The sequence below is a fragment of the Azospira sp. MPR-E4 genome (assembly GCF_058809645.1).
On sequence record NZ_JBXAST010000071.1, the window covers coordinates 1 to 16,401 of the forward strand.

At 67.3% G+C, this 16,401-nt stretch carries 16 protein-coding genes; 10 read left to right on the forward strand and 6 right to left on the reverse strand.

Annotated elements, in window-relative coordinates; genetic code table 11:
* Positions 1-14 precede the first annotated feature (14 nt).
* Genes AC1RTA_RS15090 through AC1RTA_RS15110 form a run of 5 tightly spaced genes read left to right on the forward strand, consistent with a single transcriptional unit; the run spans position 15 to position 5,186 of the window.
* Positions 15-839 (forward strand): undecaprenyl-diphosphate phosphatase, encoded by an 825-nt coding sequence (locus AC1RTA_RS15090; RefSeq protein WP_416243675.1) that lies wholly within the window; start codon positions 15-17, stop codon positions 837-839.
* A 49-nt stretch (positions 840-888) separates the two neighbouring features.
* A complete protein-coding gene (locus AC1RTA_RS15095) occupies positions 889-1,794 on the forward strand; it encodes an alpha/beta hydrolase family protein (RefSeq protein ID WP_492785192.1) in 906 nt (301 codons plus the stop codon).
* An 18-nt stretch (positions 1,795-1,812) separates the two neighbouring features.
* Positions 1,813-2,376: a YqiA/YcfP family alpha/beta fold hydrolase gene (locus tag AC1RTA_RS15100; protein WP_492785193.1), complete on the forward strand. Its 564-nt coding sequence runs from the start codon at positions 1,813-1,815 to the stop codon at positions 2,374-2,376.
* 7 nt (positions 2,377-2,383) lie between these two features.
* Entirely contained in the window at positions 2,384-4,297 is a 1,914-nt protein-coding gene (locus tag AC1RTA_RS15105) for a ribonuclease catalytic domain-containing protein (RefSeq protein WP_492785194.1), read from the forward strand.
* Between the two features lie 40 nt (positions 4,298-4,337).
* Positions 4,338-5,186, forward strand: a complete 849-nt coding sequence (locus AC1RTA_RS15110; RefSeq protein ID WP_287875255.1) for an energy transducer TonB — start codon at positions 4,338-4,340, stop codon at positions 5,184-5,186.
* 24 nt (positions 5,187-5,210) lie between these two features.
* Here AC1RTA_RS15110 and AC1RTA_RS15115 read toward each other — a convergent pair whose 3' ends face one another.
* Positions 5,211-5,669, reverse strand: coding sequence for a bacteriohemerythrin (locus tag AC1RTA_RS15115; RefSeq protein WP_492785195.1), 459 nt, complete (start codon positions 5,667-5,669; stop codon positions 5,211-5,213).
* Positions 5,670-5,845: 176 nt separating this feature from the next.
* Here AC1RTA_RS15115 and aroE point away from each other — a divergent pair, with 176 nt between their 5' ends.
* The 3 genes from aroE (at position 5,846) to mgtE (ending at position 8,962) form a co-directional block, all read left to right on the forward strand.
* Positions 5,846-6,661 carry a shikimate dehydrogenase gene (gene aroE / locus AC1RTA_RS15120; RefSeq protein ID WP_492785196.1) on the forward strand — a complete coding sequence of 272 codons (816 nt, stop codon included), beginning with the start codon at positions 5,846-5,848 and terminating at the stop codon, positions 6,659-6,661.
* Between the two features lie 6 nt (positions 6,662-6,667).
* Positions 6,668-7,360, forward strand: coding sequence for a monofunctional biosynthetic peptidoglycan transglycosylase (gene mtgA / locus AC1RTA_RS15125; RefSeq protein WP_492785197.1), 693 nt, complete (start codon positions 6,668-6,670; stop codon positions 7,358-7,360).
* 159 nt (positions 7,361-7,519) lie between these two features.
* On the forward strand, positions 7,520-8,962 hold the full coding sequence (gene mgtE / locus AC1RTA_RS15130) for a magnesium transporter (RefSeq protein WP_014235556.1): 1,443 nt from the start codon (positions 7,520-7,522) through the stop codon (positions 8,960-8,962).
* Between the two features lie 80 nt (positions 8,963-9,042).
* Here the strand turns inward: mgtE and AC1RTA_RS15135 are convergent, their stop codons facing one another.
* The 3 genes from AC1RTA_RS15135 to AC1RTA_RS15145 all read right to left on the reverse strand — a co-directional run bounded on the left by AC1RTA_RS15135 (position 9,043) and on the right by AC1RTA_RS15145 (position 11,461).
* Entirely contained in the window at positions 9,043-9,900 is an 858-nt protein-coding gene (locus AC1RTA_RS15135; protein ID WP_014235555.1) for an HDOD domain-containing protein, read from the reverse strand.
* 76 nt (positions 9,901-9,976) lie between these two features.
* Complete coding sequence (locus tag AC1RTA_RS15140) at positions 9,977-10,924, reverse strand: NAD(P)H-dependent flavin oxidoreductase (RefSeq protein WP_492785198.1); 948 nt, start codon at positions 10,922-10,924, stop codon at positions 9,977-9,979.
* Between the two features lie 45 nt (positions 10,925-10,969).
* Positions 10,970-11,461: a C40 family peptidase gene (locus AC1RTA_RS15145; RefSeq protein ID WP_152089965.1), complete on the reverse strand. Its 492-nt coding sequence runs from the start codon at positions 11,459-11,461 to the stop codon at positions 10,970-10,972.
* A gap of 51 nt (positions 11,462-11,512) precedes the next feature.
* Here AC1RTA_RS15145 and gabD point away from each other — a divergent pair, with 51 nt between their 5' ends.
* Complete coding sequence (gene gabD / locus AC1RTA_RS15150; protein ID WP_492785199.1) at positions 11,513-12,964, forward strand: NADP-dependent succinate-semialdehyde dehydrogenase; 1,452 nt, start codon at positions 11,513-11,515, stop codon at positions 12,962-12,964.
* Between the two features lie 105 nt (positions 12,965-13,069).
* Here the strand turns inward: gabD and AC1RTA_RS15155 are convergent, their stop codons facing one another.
* Positions 13,070-13,954 (reverse strand): dienelactone hydrolase family protein, encoded by an 885-nt coding sequence (locus AC1RTA_RS15155; protein ID WP_492785200.1) that lies wholly within the window; start codon positions 13,952-13,954, stop codon positions 13,070-13,072.
* A gap of 227 nt (positions 13,955-14,181) precedes the next feature.
* Between AC1RTA_RS15155 and AC1RTA_RS15160 the strand changes: the two genes are divergently transcribed.
* On the forward strand, positions 14,182-14,769 hold the full coding sequence (locus tag AC1RTA_RS15160; RefSeq protein WP_492785201.1) for a tetratricopeptide repeat protein: 588 nt from the start codon (positions 14,182-14,184) through the stop codon (positions 14,767-14,769).
* Between the two features lie 64 nt (positions 14,770-14,833).
* Here AC1RTA_RS15160 and rng read toward each other — a convergent pair whose 3' ends face one another.
* On the reverse strand, positions 14,834-16,315 hold the full coding sequence (rng, locus tag AC1RTA_RS15165; protein ID WP_014235549.1) for a ribonuclease G: 1,482 nt from the start codon (positions 16,313-16,315) through the stop codon (positions 14,834-14,836).
* Between the last annotated feature and the right edge of the window lie 86 nt (positions 16,316-16,401).

Sequence of the window (16,401 nt, forward strand, 5' to 3'; positions counted from 1 at the left end):
CGCCCCGGCTCCCCATGGATCCCCTGCTGCTGCTCAAGGCCCTCATTCTCGGCATCGTCGAGGGCCTCACCGAATTCCTTCCCATCTCCTCCACCGGCCACCTGATCCTGGCGGGGGACCTGCTCGACTTCAACGACGCCCGGGGCAAGCTGTTCGAGATCGTCATCCAGTCCGGCGCCATCCTGGCCGTCTGCTGGGAATACCGGGCCCGCATCGCCCGGGTGCTGCTGGGCCTGCCCCGGGAGCGGGAAGCCCAGCGCTTCGTCATCAACCTGATCATCGCCTTCATCCCCCTGGCCGCCCTTGGCCTGCTTTTCGGCAAGGCCATCAAGGCCCACCTCTTCAACGCCTACGTGGTGGCCACCACCTTCATCGTCGGCGGTCTCTTCATCCTCTGGGCCGAGCGGCGCAAGCACCGCATCCGGGTGGAGACGGTGGAGGAGCTGGATGTGATCGACGCCTTCAAGCTGGGCATCGCCCAGGCCTTCGCCCTCATTCCCGGCACTTCCCGCTCCGGCGCCACCATCATCGGCGGCCTGCTCTTCGGCCTGTCGCGCAAGGCCGCCACCGAGTTCTCCTTCTTCCTCGCCATCCCCACCCTGGGTATCGCCACCCTCTACCAGCTATACAAGGAGCGGGAGCTGCTCTCCTTCGACGATGTCGGCATGTGGGTGGTGGGCTTCGTCGCTGCCTTCGTCTCCGCCTTCATCGCCGTGCGCGGCCTGCTGCGCTACATCAGCAGCCACGACTTCACCGCCTTCGCCTGGTACCGCATCGTCTTCGGCGGCATCGTCCTGTGGACCGCCTGGAGCGGCACTGTCAGCTGGTCTGCAGGCTAGGCCGGACAATCCTTTCGGGGCGGCGCTGCCGCCCCGGCGAACCTGCCCCATGTCAGCCCCCCACAACTACGCCGCCAGCGGCCCCTGCCGGGTGCGGGAGGAACTGGAGGTGTGGCACGACGAGCGCCGCCAGCGTCCCATTCCCTGCCGCCACTACCTGCCCCAGGGCGTCGCCCGCACGCCCCTGATCCTCTTCTCCCACGGCCTCGGCGGCGACCGGGACAACGGCGAACGCTGGCTGCGCCACTGGGCCTCCCACGGCTACCGGGGCCTGGCCCTGCAGCACGCCGGCAGCGACGCCGCGGTCATGGCCGGCAGTCCCATGGCCCTGCGCCGGGCCCTGACGGCGGCCACCACGCCGGAGCAGTCCCTGGCCCGCCTGGCCGACCTGGGCTTCGTTCTCGACGAAGTCTGGCGCCGCCAGGCCGCCGACCCGGCCTGGGCCGGGGTGGACCTGGAGCGTGTCGGCCTGGCCGGCCATTCCTATGGCGCGGTGACGACCCAGGCCATGGCCGGGGAACGGCGCGCTTATGGGCCGCCGGTGGCGGAGCCGCGCCTGCGGGCCTTCCTCGGCCTGTCGCCCTCCGCCCGGGGCGAGGAGACGCCCCTCAACGCCCGCTTCGCCGGCATCCGGCGCCCCTTCTTCTGCATCACCGGCACCCGGGACGACGGCATCGGCCTGCACGACATCAGCGCCGCCGACCGCACCGTGCCCTTCCGCCACATGCCCGGCGGCGACAAGTTCCTGCTGGTGCTGGACGGCGCCGCCCACATGCCCCTGGCGGGCAATCCGGGCAGCCGCCACGTCCTGCCGCCCCGGGCCGCGACGGCCATCCAGGGCGCCAGCCTGGCCTTCTGGGAGGCCGCCCTGGGCGGGAGCCAGGCGGCCCGCATCTGGCTCTGCCGGGACTTTCCTTCCACCCTCGTTCCCGGCGACACCTGGGAATGCAAGTAAGCCAGTGAGGCCAGCACCATGAGCGGCATTCTCTATCTCCACGGTTTCCGTTCCTCCCCCGCCTCCTTCAAGGCCCGCGCCGTGGCCGAGGCCATGGCGGCCCGGGGCCTGCAGGAGCGCTTCTTCTGCCCGGCCCTGTCCCACGAGCCGCGCCAGGCAATGGCCCAGGCCGAGGCCATCCTGGCCGCCGAAGGTCCCCTGACCCTGGTGGGCAGCTCCCTCGGCGGCTTCTTCGCCACCTGGCTGGCGGAACGCCACGGCCTGCGGGCCGTGCTGGTCAATCCGGCGGTGCTGGCCCATCTTTCCCTGGCGGATTACGTCGGCCCCCAGACCAACCTCTATACCGGCGAGGAATTCCAGTTCACCCGGGAGCACGTGGCCCAGCTGCAGGCCATGGAAGTGGCCGACCTGCGGCCCGAGCGCTACTGGCTGCTGGTGGAGGAGGGGGACGAGGTGCTGGATTACCGCCAGGCCGTGGCCCGCTACCGGGATGCCCGCCAGACGGTGCTGGCCGGCGGCGACCACAGCTTCACGCGATTTGTCGACTTTGTGCCGCAAATCCTTGAATTCGCCGGGTTATAATCCGCCGATGAATGTTCTATTTGAAGAAGACGGCGCCTTCAAGACGGGCTCCGTGCTGGCCGACAACGATGCCACCCTGCAGGTGGAAAGCGCGTCGGGCAAGCGAACCAAGGTCAAGGCTGCCGCCATCCTGCTGCGTTTCCAGAGTCCCGCCCCCGGGGCCCTGCTGGAGGCTGCCGAACCCCTGGCCCACGACATCGAACCCGAATTCCTCTGGGAGTGCTGTGCGGATGGCGAATTTTCTTTTCTGGATATTGCCAAGGACTACGTCGGCAAAGACCCCTCTCCGGTCGAGGCGGCATCGGTCCTGCTTGCCCTACACGCAGCGCCTGTCTATTTCCACCGCAAGGGTAAGGGTCGCTTCCGCAAGGCCCCTCCCGACATTCTCCAGGCTGCTCTGGCCGGTCTTGAAAAGAAGCGTCAGCAAGCGCTGGCCATAGAGCGCATGGTGGCGGAACTGAAGGCCGGTTCCCTGCCGCCCGAGTTCGCCCCCCTGCTCGACCAGCTGCTCTACGCCCCGGACCGCAACAAGCCGGAGACCAAGGCCCTGGAGGCGGCCTGCGAGGAACTGCACACCTCGGCGCCGCATCTGCTGGCCCGCTGCGGCGCCATCAAGTCCCACCGCGACTACCATTTCAACCGCTTTCTGCGGGAGTTCTTCCCCAAGGGCACCGGCTTTCCCGCCGTGGACGTGCCCACGGCGCCGGCCGACCTGCCCCTGGCCTCGGTGCAAGCCTTTTCCATCGACGATGCGGCCACCACCGAAATCGACGACGCCTTTTCCCTGGAAGCCCTGCCCGGCATCGGCTGGCGCGTCGGCATCCACATCGCCGCCCCCGGCCTCGGTTTCGGGCCCGGCGAGGCCCTCGACCAGATTGCCCGGGACCGCCTGTCCACCGTGTACATGCCCGGCAACAAGATCACCATGCTGCCCGATGCCGTGGTGGAGGCCTACACTCTGGCCGAAGGCAAGCCGCGGCCGGCCATCTCCCTCTATCTGACGGTGAACGAGAGCCTGGAGATCATCGGCCACGAATCCCGCCTGGAGCGGGTCCATGTGGCGGCCAACCTGCGCCACCACGAAATCGAGCCCCTCTTCAACGAGGCAACCCTGGCCGCCGGTCTGGGCGACTTCCGCTTCGCCCAGGAACTGAAGCTGCTGTGGCAGCTGGCCTGTGCCTGCGAAGGGCGCCGCGGCAAGCCGTCCGCCACCCAGGGCATCTTCGACTACAACTTCGACGTTTTCCCCGACGCCAGCGATCCGACTGGCGCCGCCGACCGCATCGAGATCAGCGCCCGCAAGCGGGGCAGTCCCCTGGACAAGCTGGTGGCGGAACTGATGATCGTCGCCAACGCCACCTGGGGCGGCCTCCTGGCCGAGAAGAAGGTCGCCTGCATCTACCGCGCCCAGACCGCCGGCAAGGTGCGCATGACCACTTCGCCCCTGCCCCACGAGGGCCTCGGCGTGCCCCAGTACGCCTGGTCCTCCTCGCCCCTGCGGCGCTATGTGGACCTGGTGAACCAGTGGCAACTGATCACCCTGCTGCAGGACCGGGCGCCCCACTTCGGCGCCAAGAGCGACGCGCTCTTTGCCGCCATGCGCGACTTCGACCTGACCTACGCCGCCTACGCCGAATTCCAGCGCCACATGGAGCGCTACTGGTGCCTGCGCTGGCTGGAACAGAAGGGCGTGACGGAAATAGAAGGCACGGTGCGCAAGGAAAACCTGGTCAAGCTCGATCCTCTGCCCCTGATGCAGCGGGTGCCGTCCCTGCCCGAGCTGTCCATGGGCCAGCGGGTCAAGTTGAGCGTGGAGTCCTGGGACACCCTGTCCCTGGAGCTGAACCTGCGCTTCGTCGCCGTCATCGAGAGCGCCGATGCGGTGGCCGATGTGGGTGACGACGAGGAGGCGGGAGCCTGATATGGCGGCGGCCCGGTTGATGCCCGGATTCCTGGCCCGGATGGATGCCTCCAGCCGCAACCTGACCCTGGCCGTCGGCCTCTCCGTGCTGGTGCACGGTCTGCTGCTGTCCCTCCACTTCAAGTTCCCCGATGCCTCCCGGTCCCTGCAGGACAAGGCCCTGGACATCATCCTGGTGAACAGCAAGTCGGCGCGCCGCCCGACCCACGCCCAGGCCCTGGCTCAGGCCAACCTGGACGGCGGCGGCAACGTCGAAGAGAACCGCAGGGCGGCCACGCCCCTGCCGCCCTCGGCGCGGCAGCAGGCCGGCAGCGACCTGGAACAGTCGCGGCAGCGGGTGCGGGACATGGAGGCCCAGCAGCAGCGCCTGCTGGCCGAAGTGAAGAGCAAGACCCGGGCGCCGCGCCAGGATTCCCGGGAGTCCCAGCCCCAGAATGCGCCGACCCTCTCGGGCCGGGACCTGGCCAGCAGCGCCATGGCCATGGCGCGCATGGAGGCCGAGATCAGCAAGAGCGTGGACGAGTACAACCAGCGTCCGCGCAAGAAGAACATCGGCACCCGGGCCGACGAATACCGCTTCGCCCGCTATGTGGAAGACTGGCGCCTGAAGGTGGAGCGGGTGGGCACCCTCAACTATCCCGAGGCTGCCCGGGGCCGGCTCTACGGCACCCTGGTGCTGTCCGTCACCATCAATGCCAACGGTTCCGTGGACAAGGTGGAGCTGGAGCGTACCTCCGGTCACAAGGTGCTGGATGAGGCGGCCCTGCGCATCGTGCGCATGGCCGGCCCCTATGCCGCCTTCCCCGAGGACATCCGGCGGGACGTGGATCAGCTGGTGATCACCCGCACCTGGTTCTTCACCAGCGGCGACCGGGTCCAGGCCCAGTAAGGCGGCCCGGCCCGGTGCCGGGGTTTAGGCCCAGAAGCGCTTGAAGAAGCCGGCCAGGCCGCTGCCCCGTTGCGGGTCCTGGCGGCAGTGGGCGGCGTAGCGCTGGTCTTCCACCTGGATGTGCTGCACCAGCCAGTCCTTGAGGAAGTGCAGCAGGTCCAGGCTGATGGATTTGCCGGTGCTGACACCCTGGCGTTCGGCGGCGATGCGCTGCACGAAGGTCTCGTGCAGTTGCCGGTGGGCGGCTAGGTCCGGGTAGGCGGTGGATTCCATGAACTTCTCCTCGGCGGAGAAGTGGGCCACGGTGTAGCGTTCCAGCTCGTCGATCAGCACCAGGATCTGCTCCCGGCTGCCCTTGCCGACGATGGCGGACCACAGCCGGTTGATGGTCTCGAAGAGGGCCTGGTGCTGGGCGTCGATTTCACTCATGCCCACACTGTAGCGGTCGTCCCATGTCACGATAACGGCGTCTTTTGCGCTCATTTGTTGTTAGCTCCCTGAAAAGTGCAACGTCCGGATTATAGGCAATTCCGCCATGCGTAAGCCGTTTCTCGCGGCGATTTTGTTCCCTGCACTACGTAAGGGAGCGTTCAGGTTGCCGTCCGCCAAAAGGGATAAACTGGCGCCCTTTCCTCCACCGCTGCCTTCTTTTTGCCGCCATGACTGACCGCTATGCCGTTTTCGGCAACCCCATCGGCCACAGCAAGTCGCCCCTGATCCACTCCCTGTTTGCCGCCGCCTGTGCCCAGGACATGAGCTACGAAGCCCTGCTGGCGCCCCTGGACGGCTTTGCAGCGGCGCTGCGGGCCTTTGCCGAGGGCGGCGGGCGGGGCGCCAACGTCACCGTGCCCTTCAAGGAAGAGGCCTTTCGCCTGGCCGACAGCCTGACGCCCCGGGCCGCCCGGGCCGGAGCGGTGAATACCCTGGTGCTGGAGGATGGGCACATCCTCGGCGACAACACGGACGGCGCCGGCCTGGTGCAGGACCTGCAGGTCAACCAGGCCCTGCCCCTGGCAGGCAAGGCCATTCTCCTGCTCGGCGCCGGCGGTGCCTCCCGGGGCGCCCTGGCGCCCCTGCTGGCCGCCGGTCCCTGCCGCCTGCACATTGCCAACCGCACTGCCGCCAAGGCCGCCGACCTGGCCCGGGATTTCGCCGATCTGGGCCCCGTCAGCGGTGGTGGCTATGGCGAGCTGGCCGGTCAGGGCTTCGATGTGGTGATCAATGCCACCTCCGCCAGCCTGGCCGGCGAACTGCCGCCCCTGCCGGCCGGCATCTTCAACGGCGGCGCCCTGGCCTACGACATGATGTACGGCCAGGGCGAGACGCCCTTCCTGGCCTTTGCCCGGCTGCAGGGCGCTTCCCGCCTGGTGGATGGCCTGGGCATGCTGGTGGAGCAGGCGGCAGAAGCCTTCCAGCTGTGGCGCGGCGTGCGGCCCGATACGGCGCCGGTCCTCGACCGTTTGCGGCAGGGCTGAGGCGCCGTGCGCATCCTGCATTGGCTGAAGCTGGCGGCGGCCTGGGGCGTCGGCCTCCTGCTGGCCTACCAGCTGTGGCTGTTCGCCTGGGTGCTGTGGTGGGCCAACGTCAATCCCCACATGACCCGCTTCATGGAAATCCGCCAGGAAGAACTGTGGCTGAAGACGCCGGGGGCCAGCCTGCAGAAGCAGTGGGTGGACTACGAGCGCATCTCGCCCCACCTGAAGCGGGCCATCATCGCCGCCGAAGACGCCAAGTTCGTCGATCATGAAGGCTTCGACTGGGATGGCATCCAGAAGGCGGTGGAAAAGAACCAGCGCCGCGGCAAGGTGGTGGCCGGCGGCTCCACCATCTCCCAGCAACTGGCAAAGAACCTGTTCCTCTCCCCGAGCAAGACGCCCTGGCGCAAGGCTGAGGAGGCCGCCATCACCCTGATGCTGGAAACCGCCTGGTCCAAGCGGCGCATCTTCGAGGTCTATCTCAACGTGGTGGAGTGGGGCAACGGCGTCTTCGGCGCCGAAGCGGCGGCCCGCCATTATTTCAATGTCTCCGCCGCCCAGCTGGGGCCGGAGCAGGCGGCGAAACTGGCCGCCATGCTGCCCAATCCCCGCTTTTACGACCGCAATCGCAACGCCCCGGGGCTGCTGAAAAAAAGCGGCATCATCCTGGGCCGGATGGGGGCGGCGGAACTCCCCTGAGACCGGCTTGCCCATACCCATGGGCGGGCCGTCGGGGCGCCGCTTGGGGATATCCCGTAGCCCGGTGGATTCCCGTGATTTTTGTCAAAGTACTGACTCGGTGCGGTGCTAGAATGCGCCATCTTTTTGCGGCATCGCACCATTCCCCGGTTTGCCACCATGAGCGAAGAAATCCAGCACGCTGACGCCGATGAGCTGCAGGCGCGCCTCTCCGAGGTGCAGACCCTGCTCGCCCGGCATCATCTGGTGGAGGACCTGGTGCACAAGCAGGAGATGCCCCGCCACGAGCTGGTGGAATCCCTGGTGCACAAGCAGCACCTGAACGAGCTGCGCCACAAGCTGGACAAGATGCACCCGGCCGACGTGGCCTACATCCTGGAGGCCCTGCCCCTGGATGAGCGTCTCATGGTGTGGGACCTGGTCAAGGCGGAGCGGGACGGGGAAATCCTGCTGGAAGTGTCGGATGCGGTCCGGGAAACCCTGATCGCCAACATGGATTCGGACGAGTTGGTGGCCGCCGCCGAATCCCTGGATGCCGACGAACTGGCCGACCTGGCGCCGGACCTGCCCCACGAGGTGATCCAGGACGTCTTCCAGTCCCTCTCCGTGGAAGAGCGGGAGCAGCTGCGCGCCGCCATGTCCTACCCCGAGGACTCGGTCGGCTCCATCATGGATTTCGAAATGGTCACGGTGCGGGAAGACGTGACCCTGGAAGTGGTGCTGCGCTACCTGCGCCGCTTCGACGAACTGCCCGACCACACCGACCAGCTCTTCGTGCTGGACCGGGACGAGCGCCTGAAGGGCGTGCTGCCCCTCAACAAGCTTCTCATCAACGATCCCGAGTCCGAAGTGGCGGACGTCATGATCAGCGACTTCGTCCATCTGGAACCGGACGACGACGCCGAGGAAGCGGCCCAGGCCTTCGAACGCTACGACCTGGTGAGCGCCCCGGTGGTGGACCGGGATGACCGCCTGGTGGGTCGCGTCACCGTCAATGCGGTGGTGGACTTCATCCGGGAAGAATCGGAAAGCGAACTGCTGGCCCAGGCCGGTCTGCGGGAAGAGGAAGACATCTTCGCCTCGGTGTGGAACTCGGTGAAAAACCGCTGGACCTGGCTGGCCATCAACCTGGTGACGGCCTTCATCGCCTCCCGGGTGATCGGCGCCTTCGAAGGCTCCATCGAAAAGCTGGTGGCCCTGGCCGCCCTCATGCCCATCGTCGCCGGCATCGGCGGCAATTCGGGCAACCAGACCATCACCATGATCGTGCGCGCCATCGCCCTCGGTCAGATCCAGCCCGAATCGGCGCGGCGCCTGCTGCACAAGGAACTGGGCGTGGCCCTGATCAACGGCCTGGTGTGGGGCGGCCTGCTGGGCGTGGTCTCCTGGTGGCTGTACCACTCCTTCCAGCTGGGCCTGGTGATGACCGGGGCCATGACCCTCAACCTGCTGCTGGCGGCCACCGTCGGCGTGGTCATTCCCATGACCATGCAGAAGTTCGGCCGGGACCCGGCCCTGGGCTCCTCGGTGCTGATCACCGCCGTCACCGACTCCGGCGGCTTCTTCATCTTCCTCGGCCTGGCCACCCTGTTCCTGCTCTGAAGGGCGCCGCTCCCGACAATAAAAAAGCCGCTCCAGGAGCGGCTTTTTTCATGGCGGCGATGCCGCCGCGACGTCCGGGTTCAGGCTGCCTTGCGGGCGGAATCCAGCTTGAACAGCAGGTCGTCCACGATGTCGTTGAGGTCCGTCTCGGTGAGACCGAAGAAACCGGCCACGGCACCCTTGCCCTTTTCCCACTCGCCGTCCTCGTTGAGGCGCAGGAAGGTGCCGACGATGCGCTCGGCCAGCAGGGCCAGGGCGATCAGGGTGCACGATTCGTCGGAGAGGCCGCTGCCGTCGTTGAAGACGGAGAAATCGTGGTGGGAGAGGATGGCGGAACTGACCGTTTCCGGCAGGCCCCAGTTGCGCGCCATGAGGTAGCCGATGACGGCATGGTTGGTGCCGTGGATTTCGTCCTCGATGGCGGTGAAGGGCAGGTCGATGCGGCGGTTGGCTTCGCCCAGGGTCTTCTTGTAGTCCGGATAGCGCCGCATCAGGATGGGGATGCCGCAGTCGTGGAAGAGGCCGAAGGTGTAGGCCGTGTCGCGGCTGGTGCCGGGCAGGATCTCGGCCAGCTTGGCGCAGACGCCGGCGCAGTAGGTGGCGCTGTCCCAGAAGCGGTCCATGGCATGGTTGTTCTGGGAGAGGTTCTTGCGCAGCAGCTCGTTCACCACCAGGTTGAGCACGTTGTTGAAGCCCAGGCGGCCCAGGGCTTCGCCGATGGAGCCGACCTTGCTGCCGGTGGAAAAGAGGGGGGAATTGGCGCACTTGATGACGCCGGCGGCCAGGCCCACGTCCTGGCTGATGAGCCGGGCCACCTTGGTCGAACTGGCATCCGGGCGGTGCATCTCCTGGGCCAGGGCAGCGAGCACCGCGGGGCAGGGGGGAATCTCCACCCCGCGGAGCAGTTTGCTGACTTCGGTTTCGTCGATGGTACGCATGGGGAAAGGCTCTCGAATGTCGTTATTTAGGGCCTAACCCTAGCATCAACGGCGGCGCCGAAAAATATGGCTTTGGTTATACCGGCCGCAAGGCTTGGGACGGCTGGCGTTGGCAGGCCTGGCGGTATTCCGCGGCCAGCCGCGCGGCCAGTTCGGCCACCGTCGGCACGTCGTGGATGTTGGCGACGCCGTGGCCGGCGCTCCACACGTCGCGCCAGGCCTTGGCCTCGTCGCCGCCGTAGTTGTGGTTGGCCTGGCCGCCGGCCGCCAGGCTCTCCTTGGTGTAGCCGGCCTTCTCCAGGCTTTGCCAGATGAAGTTGGCGTTGGTGCCGGAGACGGCGTCCGTATACACGATGTCCCGCGGGCCGGCGCTGACCAGCATGTCCTTGTAGGCCTGCTGGGCCATGGACTCCTGGGTGGCGATGAGGCGGGTGCCCATGTAGGCGAAATCGGCCCCGGCGATTTCGGCGGCGCGGATGGAGGCGCCGTCGGAAATGGCCCCGCCCAGGATCAGCACCCCGTCCCAGAACTCCCGGATTTCCCGCAGCAGGGCGAAGGGGTTCTGGGTCCCGGCATGGCCGCCGGCGCCGGCGGAGACGGCGATGATGCCGTCCACCCCCGCCTCGATGGCCTTCTTGGCGTGGTAGGCGTGGATGACGTCGGAGAACACCAGGCCGCCGTAGCCATGCACCACTTCCACCAGCATGCTGGGGTTGCCCAGGCTGGTGATGACGAAGGGCACCTTGTGCTTGACCACCAGGGCCACGTCCACTTCCAGGCGGGTGTTGGAGTGGTGCAGGATCAGGTTGATGCCGAAGGGCGCATCCTTCGGGCCCAGCTCCCCATTCATGCGGGTCAGCCACTCATCCAGCTGGCTGGCGGGGCGGGCGTTGAGGGAGGGGAAGCTGGCGGCGATGCCGGCCTTGCAGGCGTTGATGACCAGATCGGGGCCGGATACGAGAAACATGGGCGCAGCAATGGCGGGAACCGCCATCCGGCCCTGGAACAGAGCGGGAACGGGCATGTGAAACTGTCTCCTAAGATTGTGGTTTTTTTACGGCCCGACGGCTTAGTCGAAGTAGGACCGGGCAGCCTCGAAGCGTTCCGCATAGTAGCGGGCTCCCAGACTGTCGATTCGGATTCTGCCATTAGTTGCCGGCGCGTGCACGAAGCGGTCGTCGCCGATGTAGATGCCCACGTGGGAGTAGGAGCGGTTCATGGTGTTGAAGAACACCAGGTCGCCCGGCTTGAGGCCCTGGCGCGGCACGGGGCGGCCGTTGCGGGCGATGTCGGCGGCGCTGCCGGAAACTTTCAGGCCCGCCGCCTGGCCATAGATGTAGCTGACCATGCCGCTGCAGTCCAGGCCCGCTTCCGGGTTCTTGCCGCCGAAGCGGTAGCCGGTGTCGATCAGGGAAAAGGCGTACAGCACCACGTCCTGGGCCTTGGCCGAGAGGGGCGCGGCGGCGCGCTCCGCTGGCTTTTCCGGGGGCGATGGCGGTAAGCTGCCGCAGCCGGCGAGGGCGGCGGCCAAGCTCAGGCAATGGATGAGCTTTTTAGTCATAACCCCAAGTATAAACGACGGTTTTTATAAAATTCCAACGACGAGACAAAGATGAAACTTGAGGATTCCAATCTGTTGCGCCAGCAGTGCTATCTCAACGGCCAGTGGGTGGGCGGCGAGAGCGATTTCCCGGTGCGCAATCCGGCCAGCGGGGCCGAACTGGCCCGGGTGCCCCGCCTCGGTGCCGCCGAGACCCGTGCCGCCATTGCCGCCGCCGATGCCGCCTGGCCGGCCTGGCGCAGCCGGACGGCGAAGGAGCGGGCAGGGGTGCTGCGCCGCTGGTTCGAGCTGATGCACCAGCATGCCGACGACCTGGCCCTGCTCATGACCAGCGAACAGGGCAAGCCCCTGGCCGAGGCCAGGGGGGAGGTGCTGTATGCCGCCTCCTTCGTCGAATGGTTTGCCGAGGAGGCCAAGCGGGCCTACGGCGAGACCATTCCCGCCGTGGCGGCGGACAAGCGCATGCTGGTGATCAAGCAGCCCATCGGCGTCTGCGCCGCCATCACGCCGTGGAATTTCCCCGCCGCCATGATCACGCGCAAGGTGGCGCCGGCCCTGGCGGCCGGCTGCACGGTGGTGGTCAAGCCGGCGGAACAGACGCCCCTGACCGCCCTGGCTCTGGCCGAACTGGCCCACCGGGCAGGTTTTCCTGCCGGCGTCTTCAACGTCATCACCGGCGATCCGGTAGCTATCGGCGGCGAACTGACGTCCAACCAGACGGTACGTAAACTTTCCTTCACCGGCTCCACCGAAGTGGGCCGCCTGCTCATGGGCCAGTGCGCGCCGAGCATCAAGAAGCTCTCCCTGGAACTGGGGGGCAACGCCCCCTTCATCGTCTTCGACGACGCCGACCTGGATGCGGCAGTGGAAGGCGCCATGATCTCCAAGTACCGCAACACCGGCCAGACCTGCGTCTGCGCCAACCGGCTGCTGGTGCAGGACGGCATCTACGAGGCCTTCGCCGCCAGGCTGGCGGCAAAGGTGGCCACGCTGAAGGTGGGCGAAGGCACGGAGGCCGGCGTCACCCAGGGGCCCCTGATCGACGCCGACGCCCTGGCCAAGGTGGAGGCCCACATCGCCGACGCCGTGGCCCACGGCGCCCGGGTCTTGGCCGGCGGCCGGCGCCACGAGCGCTACAGGGAGGGCGGCGCCTTCTTCCAGCCCACGGTGCTGGCGGACGTGACGCCCCAGATGCGGGTGGCCCGGGAGGAGACCTTCGGCCCGGTGGCGCCCCTGTTCCGCTTCCAGACCGAGGAAGAGGCCATCGCCCTGGCCAACGCCACCGAGTTCGGTCTGGCCTCCTACTTCTACTCCCGGGACATCGGCCGCATCTTCCGTGTCGGCGAGGCCCTGGAATACGGCATGGTGGGGGTGAACACGGGCCTCATCTCCAACGAGGTGGCGCCCTTCGGCGGCATCAAGCAGTCGGGCCTGGGCCGGGAAGGCTCCAAGTACGGCCTGGAGGAATACCTGGAAGTGAAGTACCTGTGCCTGGGGCTCTAAGCCCCTGCTCTGCAAGCTGGAAGGGACGGACTTCTCCGGCGTGCCATGCCGGGGAAGCCCGTCCCTTCTGCCTTCTGGGGTGGCCCGGTTTGCGGGCCCGGTCGTCTAGACGCCGTGCTGCTGCAGCCAGGCCAGCAGCCGGCGCCAGCCGTCGGCCGCGGGTTCGGGGCGGTAGCTGGGCCGGTAGTCGGCGTGGAAGGCATGGGGCGCCTCCGGATAGACCACGATCTCGGAGGGATTGCCGGCAGCCTTGAGGGCGGCCCGCATTTTCTCTACCGTCTCCAGGGGAATGCCCTGGTCCTGGCCGCCGTAGAGGCCGAGGACCGGCGTCTTCAGGCTGGAGGCCACGTCCAGCGGGTGTTTCGGCGTCAGGTCGCTGGCGTTGCCCACCAGGCGGCCGTACCAGGCCACCCCGGCCCGCACCGCCGGATTGTGGGCGCTGTACAGCCAGGTGATGCGGCCGCCCCAGCAGAAGCCGGTGATGGCCAGGCGCTCCGGGTCGCCGCCGTGCTTCGCGGCCCAGGCGGCGCAGCCGTCCAGGTCGGCCAGCACCTGGGCGTCGGGCACCTTGGCGATGATGGTCTCCATGAGCTTGGGAATGCTGTCCACCGTGGCCGGGTCGCCCTGGCGGGCAAAGAGTTGGGGCGCGATGGCCAGGTAGCCCTGCCTGGCCAGGCGGCGGCAGATGTCCTGGATGTATTCATGGACGCCGAAGATTTCCGACACCACCAGCACCGTGGGCAGGCGGTTGCCCTGCTCCGGCCGGGCGCAGTAGGCGGCAACGCTTTCGCCGCCCACCGGCACCTGGATGGCGGCGGTCCTGAGGCCGCTGCTGTCGGTCTTGATCTGGGTCTGGGCGCACACCGGCTGCACGGCCAGGGCGAATCCAGTGCCAATCGCGGCGCCGACGGCGGTGGCGACGAAGGTGCGGCGGTCCATGTTGTTATTGGGCACCAGGCTGTTGAATTCCGGGGAGGTGCTGACGCTCATGGCGGGCTCCGTTTCGGGTTGGGGAAACGTCAGCATAGGCAGCCGGCGGGGCTGGCGCAAATTGCCCCGGTCAGGTCTTCATCTGGCCGCCGCTCGGGCAACCCCGGCGGCCCGGTGCGACAGTCTGCCGCGCGACCATTTGCCTCATTCCGCCCCAATGTCCCTATCCATAGAATGGTTTTCCCCGGCCGCCGCCGGGCGATTGACCGTTCAAGAAAGGACATTCCATGGGGCTCCGTCACCTTAGCTGCGCCATCCTCCTGGCCCTGGGCTGCACCGCCGTCCATGCCGAACCCGCCGCCGGCGAGCGCTTCGCGCAGGCCGCCCAGGCCCACCGCCAGGGCGACTACCGCCAGGCCCTGCAACTGTGGCAACAGCTGGCCGAGCAGGGGCAGCGGGACGCCCAGTACAACCTGGGCCTGATGTACCGCTACGCCGACGGCGTGCCCCAGGACCTGGCCGCCGCCATGAAGTGGTACAAGCGGGCGGCGGAGCAGGGCGACCTGCAGTCCCAGTACGAAGTGGGGCTGATGTACCAGGAAGGGGTGGGCGTGGCCGCCGACCAGGCCGAGGCTCACCGCTGGTTCACCATGAACCGCCAGCACCACTACCACCACCTGGCCCACAATCCCCAGCTGGAGCAGTGGCGCCGGCAGGCTTCCTCCCTGCTGTGGCAGAGGGACATGCAGGAATCCCTGGCCCGCTCCCGGGACGACGGCCAGCAGGTGCTGGCCCGCCTGCAGGAACGCCTGCGCCAGGGCGATGCGCCCCGGGTGCAGACCGCGGCGGTGGCAGGAGACACCCTGGCGCGCTAGACGCCGGAGCGAAAAAACGAAGGGGCGCCCGCGGGCGCCCCTTTGTCGTTGACGCAGGATCGGTCTACATCAGCACGATGTCGTACTGCTCCTGGTTGTAGCTGGCCTCGGCCTGGAGGGAGATGGCCTTGCCGATGAAGTCGGAAAGCATGGCCAGGGACTGGGATTCCTCGTCCAGGTACAGGTCGATCACCGACGGCGCCGCCAGGATGCGGTATTCCCGGGCATTGAACTGGCGCGCCTCCCGCAGCAGCTCCCGCAGGATCTCGTAGCACACGGTGCGGGCGGTCTTCACCTCGCCGCGGCCGCCGCAGGTGGGGCAGGTCTCGCACAGCACGTGGGCCAGGGATTCCCGGGTGCGCTTGCGCGTCATCTCCACCAGGCCCAGGGCGGTGAAACCGTTCACCGTCATCTTGGTGTGGTCCCGGGCCAGGGCCTTGTTGAACTCGGCCAGCACCGCGTCCCGGTGTTCCGGGTTCTCCATGTCGATGAAGTCCACGATGATGATGCCGCCCAGGTTGCGCAGGCGCAGCTGGCGGGCGATGGTCTGGGCCGCCTCCAGATTGGTCTTGAAGATGGTGTCGTCGAAGTTGCGTACGCCGACGAAGCCGCCGGTGTTCACATCGATGGTGGTCATGGCTTCGGTCTGATCGATGATCAGGTAGCCGCCGGATTTCAGATCGACGCGCCGGGCCAGGGCTTTCTGGATTTCATCCTCCACCCCGTGCAGGTCGAACAGGGGCCGCTCGCCGGTGTAGTGGTCGAGCAGTTCCAGCACCTTGGGGGTGTACAGGGCGGCAAACTCCTTCAGCTTCTGGAAGTTCTCCCGGGAGTCGATGACGATGCGCGAGGTCTCCGGATTGACGAAGTCCCGCAGCACCCGCTGGGACAGGGACAGCTCCTGGTACAGCAGGTGGGGCGGAGCCACCCGCAGGGAGTTTTCCTTGATGCCGCGCCAGGTCTTGCGCAGGTACTCGATGTCGTTGGCCAGTTCTTCGTCGGAGGCGTTCTCGGCCATGGTGCGGACGATGAAGCCGCCCTTCTCGTCCTCCGGCACCAGGCGGGTCAGGCGTTCCCGCAGCTGCTCCCGTTCCTGCTCGTCCTCGATGCGCTGGGAGACGCCGATGTGCTTCTCCTGGGGCAGATAGACCAGCATGCGGCCGGCGATGGAAATCTGGGTGGACAGGCGGGCGCCCTTGGTGCCGATGGGGTCCTTGATCACCTGCACCACCAGGCTCTGGCCCTCGGTGAGGATGCGCTCGATGGGGCGCATGCCGCCTTCGCCGTCGCCCTTCTCGCCGTTCTTTTCGCTATGCCGCGGCAGCCAGATGTCGGCCACGTGGAGGAAGGCGGTGCGTTCCAGGCCCACGTCGATGAAGGCCGACTGCATGCCCGGCAGGATGCGCACCACCTTGCCCAGGTAGATGTTGCCGACGATGCCGAGGGACGCGGTGCGCTCGATGTGCAGTTCCTGGGCGACGCCCTGGTGCATCACCGCCACCCGGGTTTCCTGGGGGGTGAAATTGATGAGGATTTCTTCAGGCATGGGAAGGATGGGAAGACAGGTAAAATTCGGGTTTTGGCCCATTCTACCCCAATGCCTTCTACCCCCTCCGCCGGCGCCCCCGCGGC

Excerpts from the sequence above, each read along its gene's own strand:
- AC1RTA_RS15090 (WP_416243675.1), top strand. The coding sequence starts at position 15 with ATGGATCCCCTGCTGCTGCTCAAGGCCCTCATTCTCGGCATCGTCGAG.
- AC1RTA_RS15095 (WP_492785192.1), top strand. The coding sequence starts at position 889 with ATGTCAGCCCCCCACAACTACGCCGCCAGCGGCCCCTGCCGGGTGCGG.
- AC1RTA_RS15100 (WP_492785193.1), top strand. The coding sequence starts at position 1,813 with ATGAGCGGCATTCTCTATCTCCACGGTTTCCGTTCCTCCCCCGCCTCC.
- AC1RTA_RS15105 (WP_492785194.1), top strand. The coding sequence starts at position 2,384 with ATGAATGTTCTATTTGAAGAAGACGGCGCCTTCAAGACGGGCTCCGTG.
- AC1RTA_RS15110 (WP_287875255.1), top strand. The coding sequence starts at position 4,338 with ATGGATGCCTCCAGCCGCAACCTGACCCTGGCCGTCGGCCTCTCCGTG.
- AC1RTA_RS15115 (WP_492785195.1), bottom strand. The coding sequence starts at position 5,669 with ATGAGCGCAAAAGACGCCGTTATCGTGACATGGGACGACCGCTACAGT.
- aroE (WP_492785196.1), top strand. The coding sequence starts at position 5,846 with ATGACTGACCGCTATGCCGTTTTCGGCAACCCCATCGGCCACAGCAAG.
- mgtE (WP_014235556.1), top strand. The coding sequence starts at position 7,520 with ATGAGCGAAGAAATCCAGCACGCTGACGCCGATGAGCTGCAGGCGCGC.
- AC1RTA_RS15135 (WP_014235555.1), bottom strand. The coding sequence starts at position 9,900 with ATGCGTACCATCGACGAAACCGAAGTCAGCAAACTGCTCCGCGGGGTG.
- AC1RTA_RS15140 (WP_492785198.1), bottom strand. The coding sequence starts at position 10,924 with ATGCCCGTTCCCGCTCTGTTCCAGGGCCGGATGGCGGTTCCCGCCATT.
- AC1RTA_RS15145 (WP_152089965.1), bottom strand. The coding sequence starts at position 11,461 with ATGACTAAAAAGCTCATCCATTGCCTGAGCTTGGCCGCCGCCCTCGCC.
- gabD (WP_492785199.1), top strand. The coding sequence starts at position 11,513 with ATGAAACTTGAGGATTCCAATCTGTTGCGCCAGCAGTGCTATCTCAAC.
- AC1RTA_RS15155 (WP_492785200.1), bottom strand. The coding sequence starts at position 13,954 with ATGAGCGTCAGCACCTCCCCGGAATTCAACAGCCTGGTGCCCAATAAC.
- AC1RTA_RS15160 (WP_492785201.1), top strand. The coding sequence starts at position 14,182 with ATGGGGCTCCGTCACCTTAGCTGCGCCATCCTCCTGGCCCTGGGCTGC.
- rng (WP_014235549.1), bottom strand. The coding sequence starts at position 16,315 with ATGCCTGAAGAAATCCTCATCAATTTCACCCCCCAGGAAACCCGGGTG.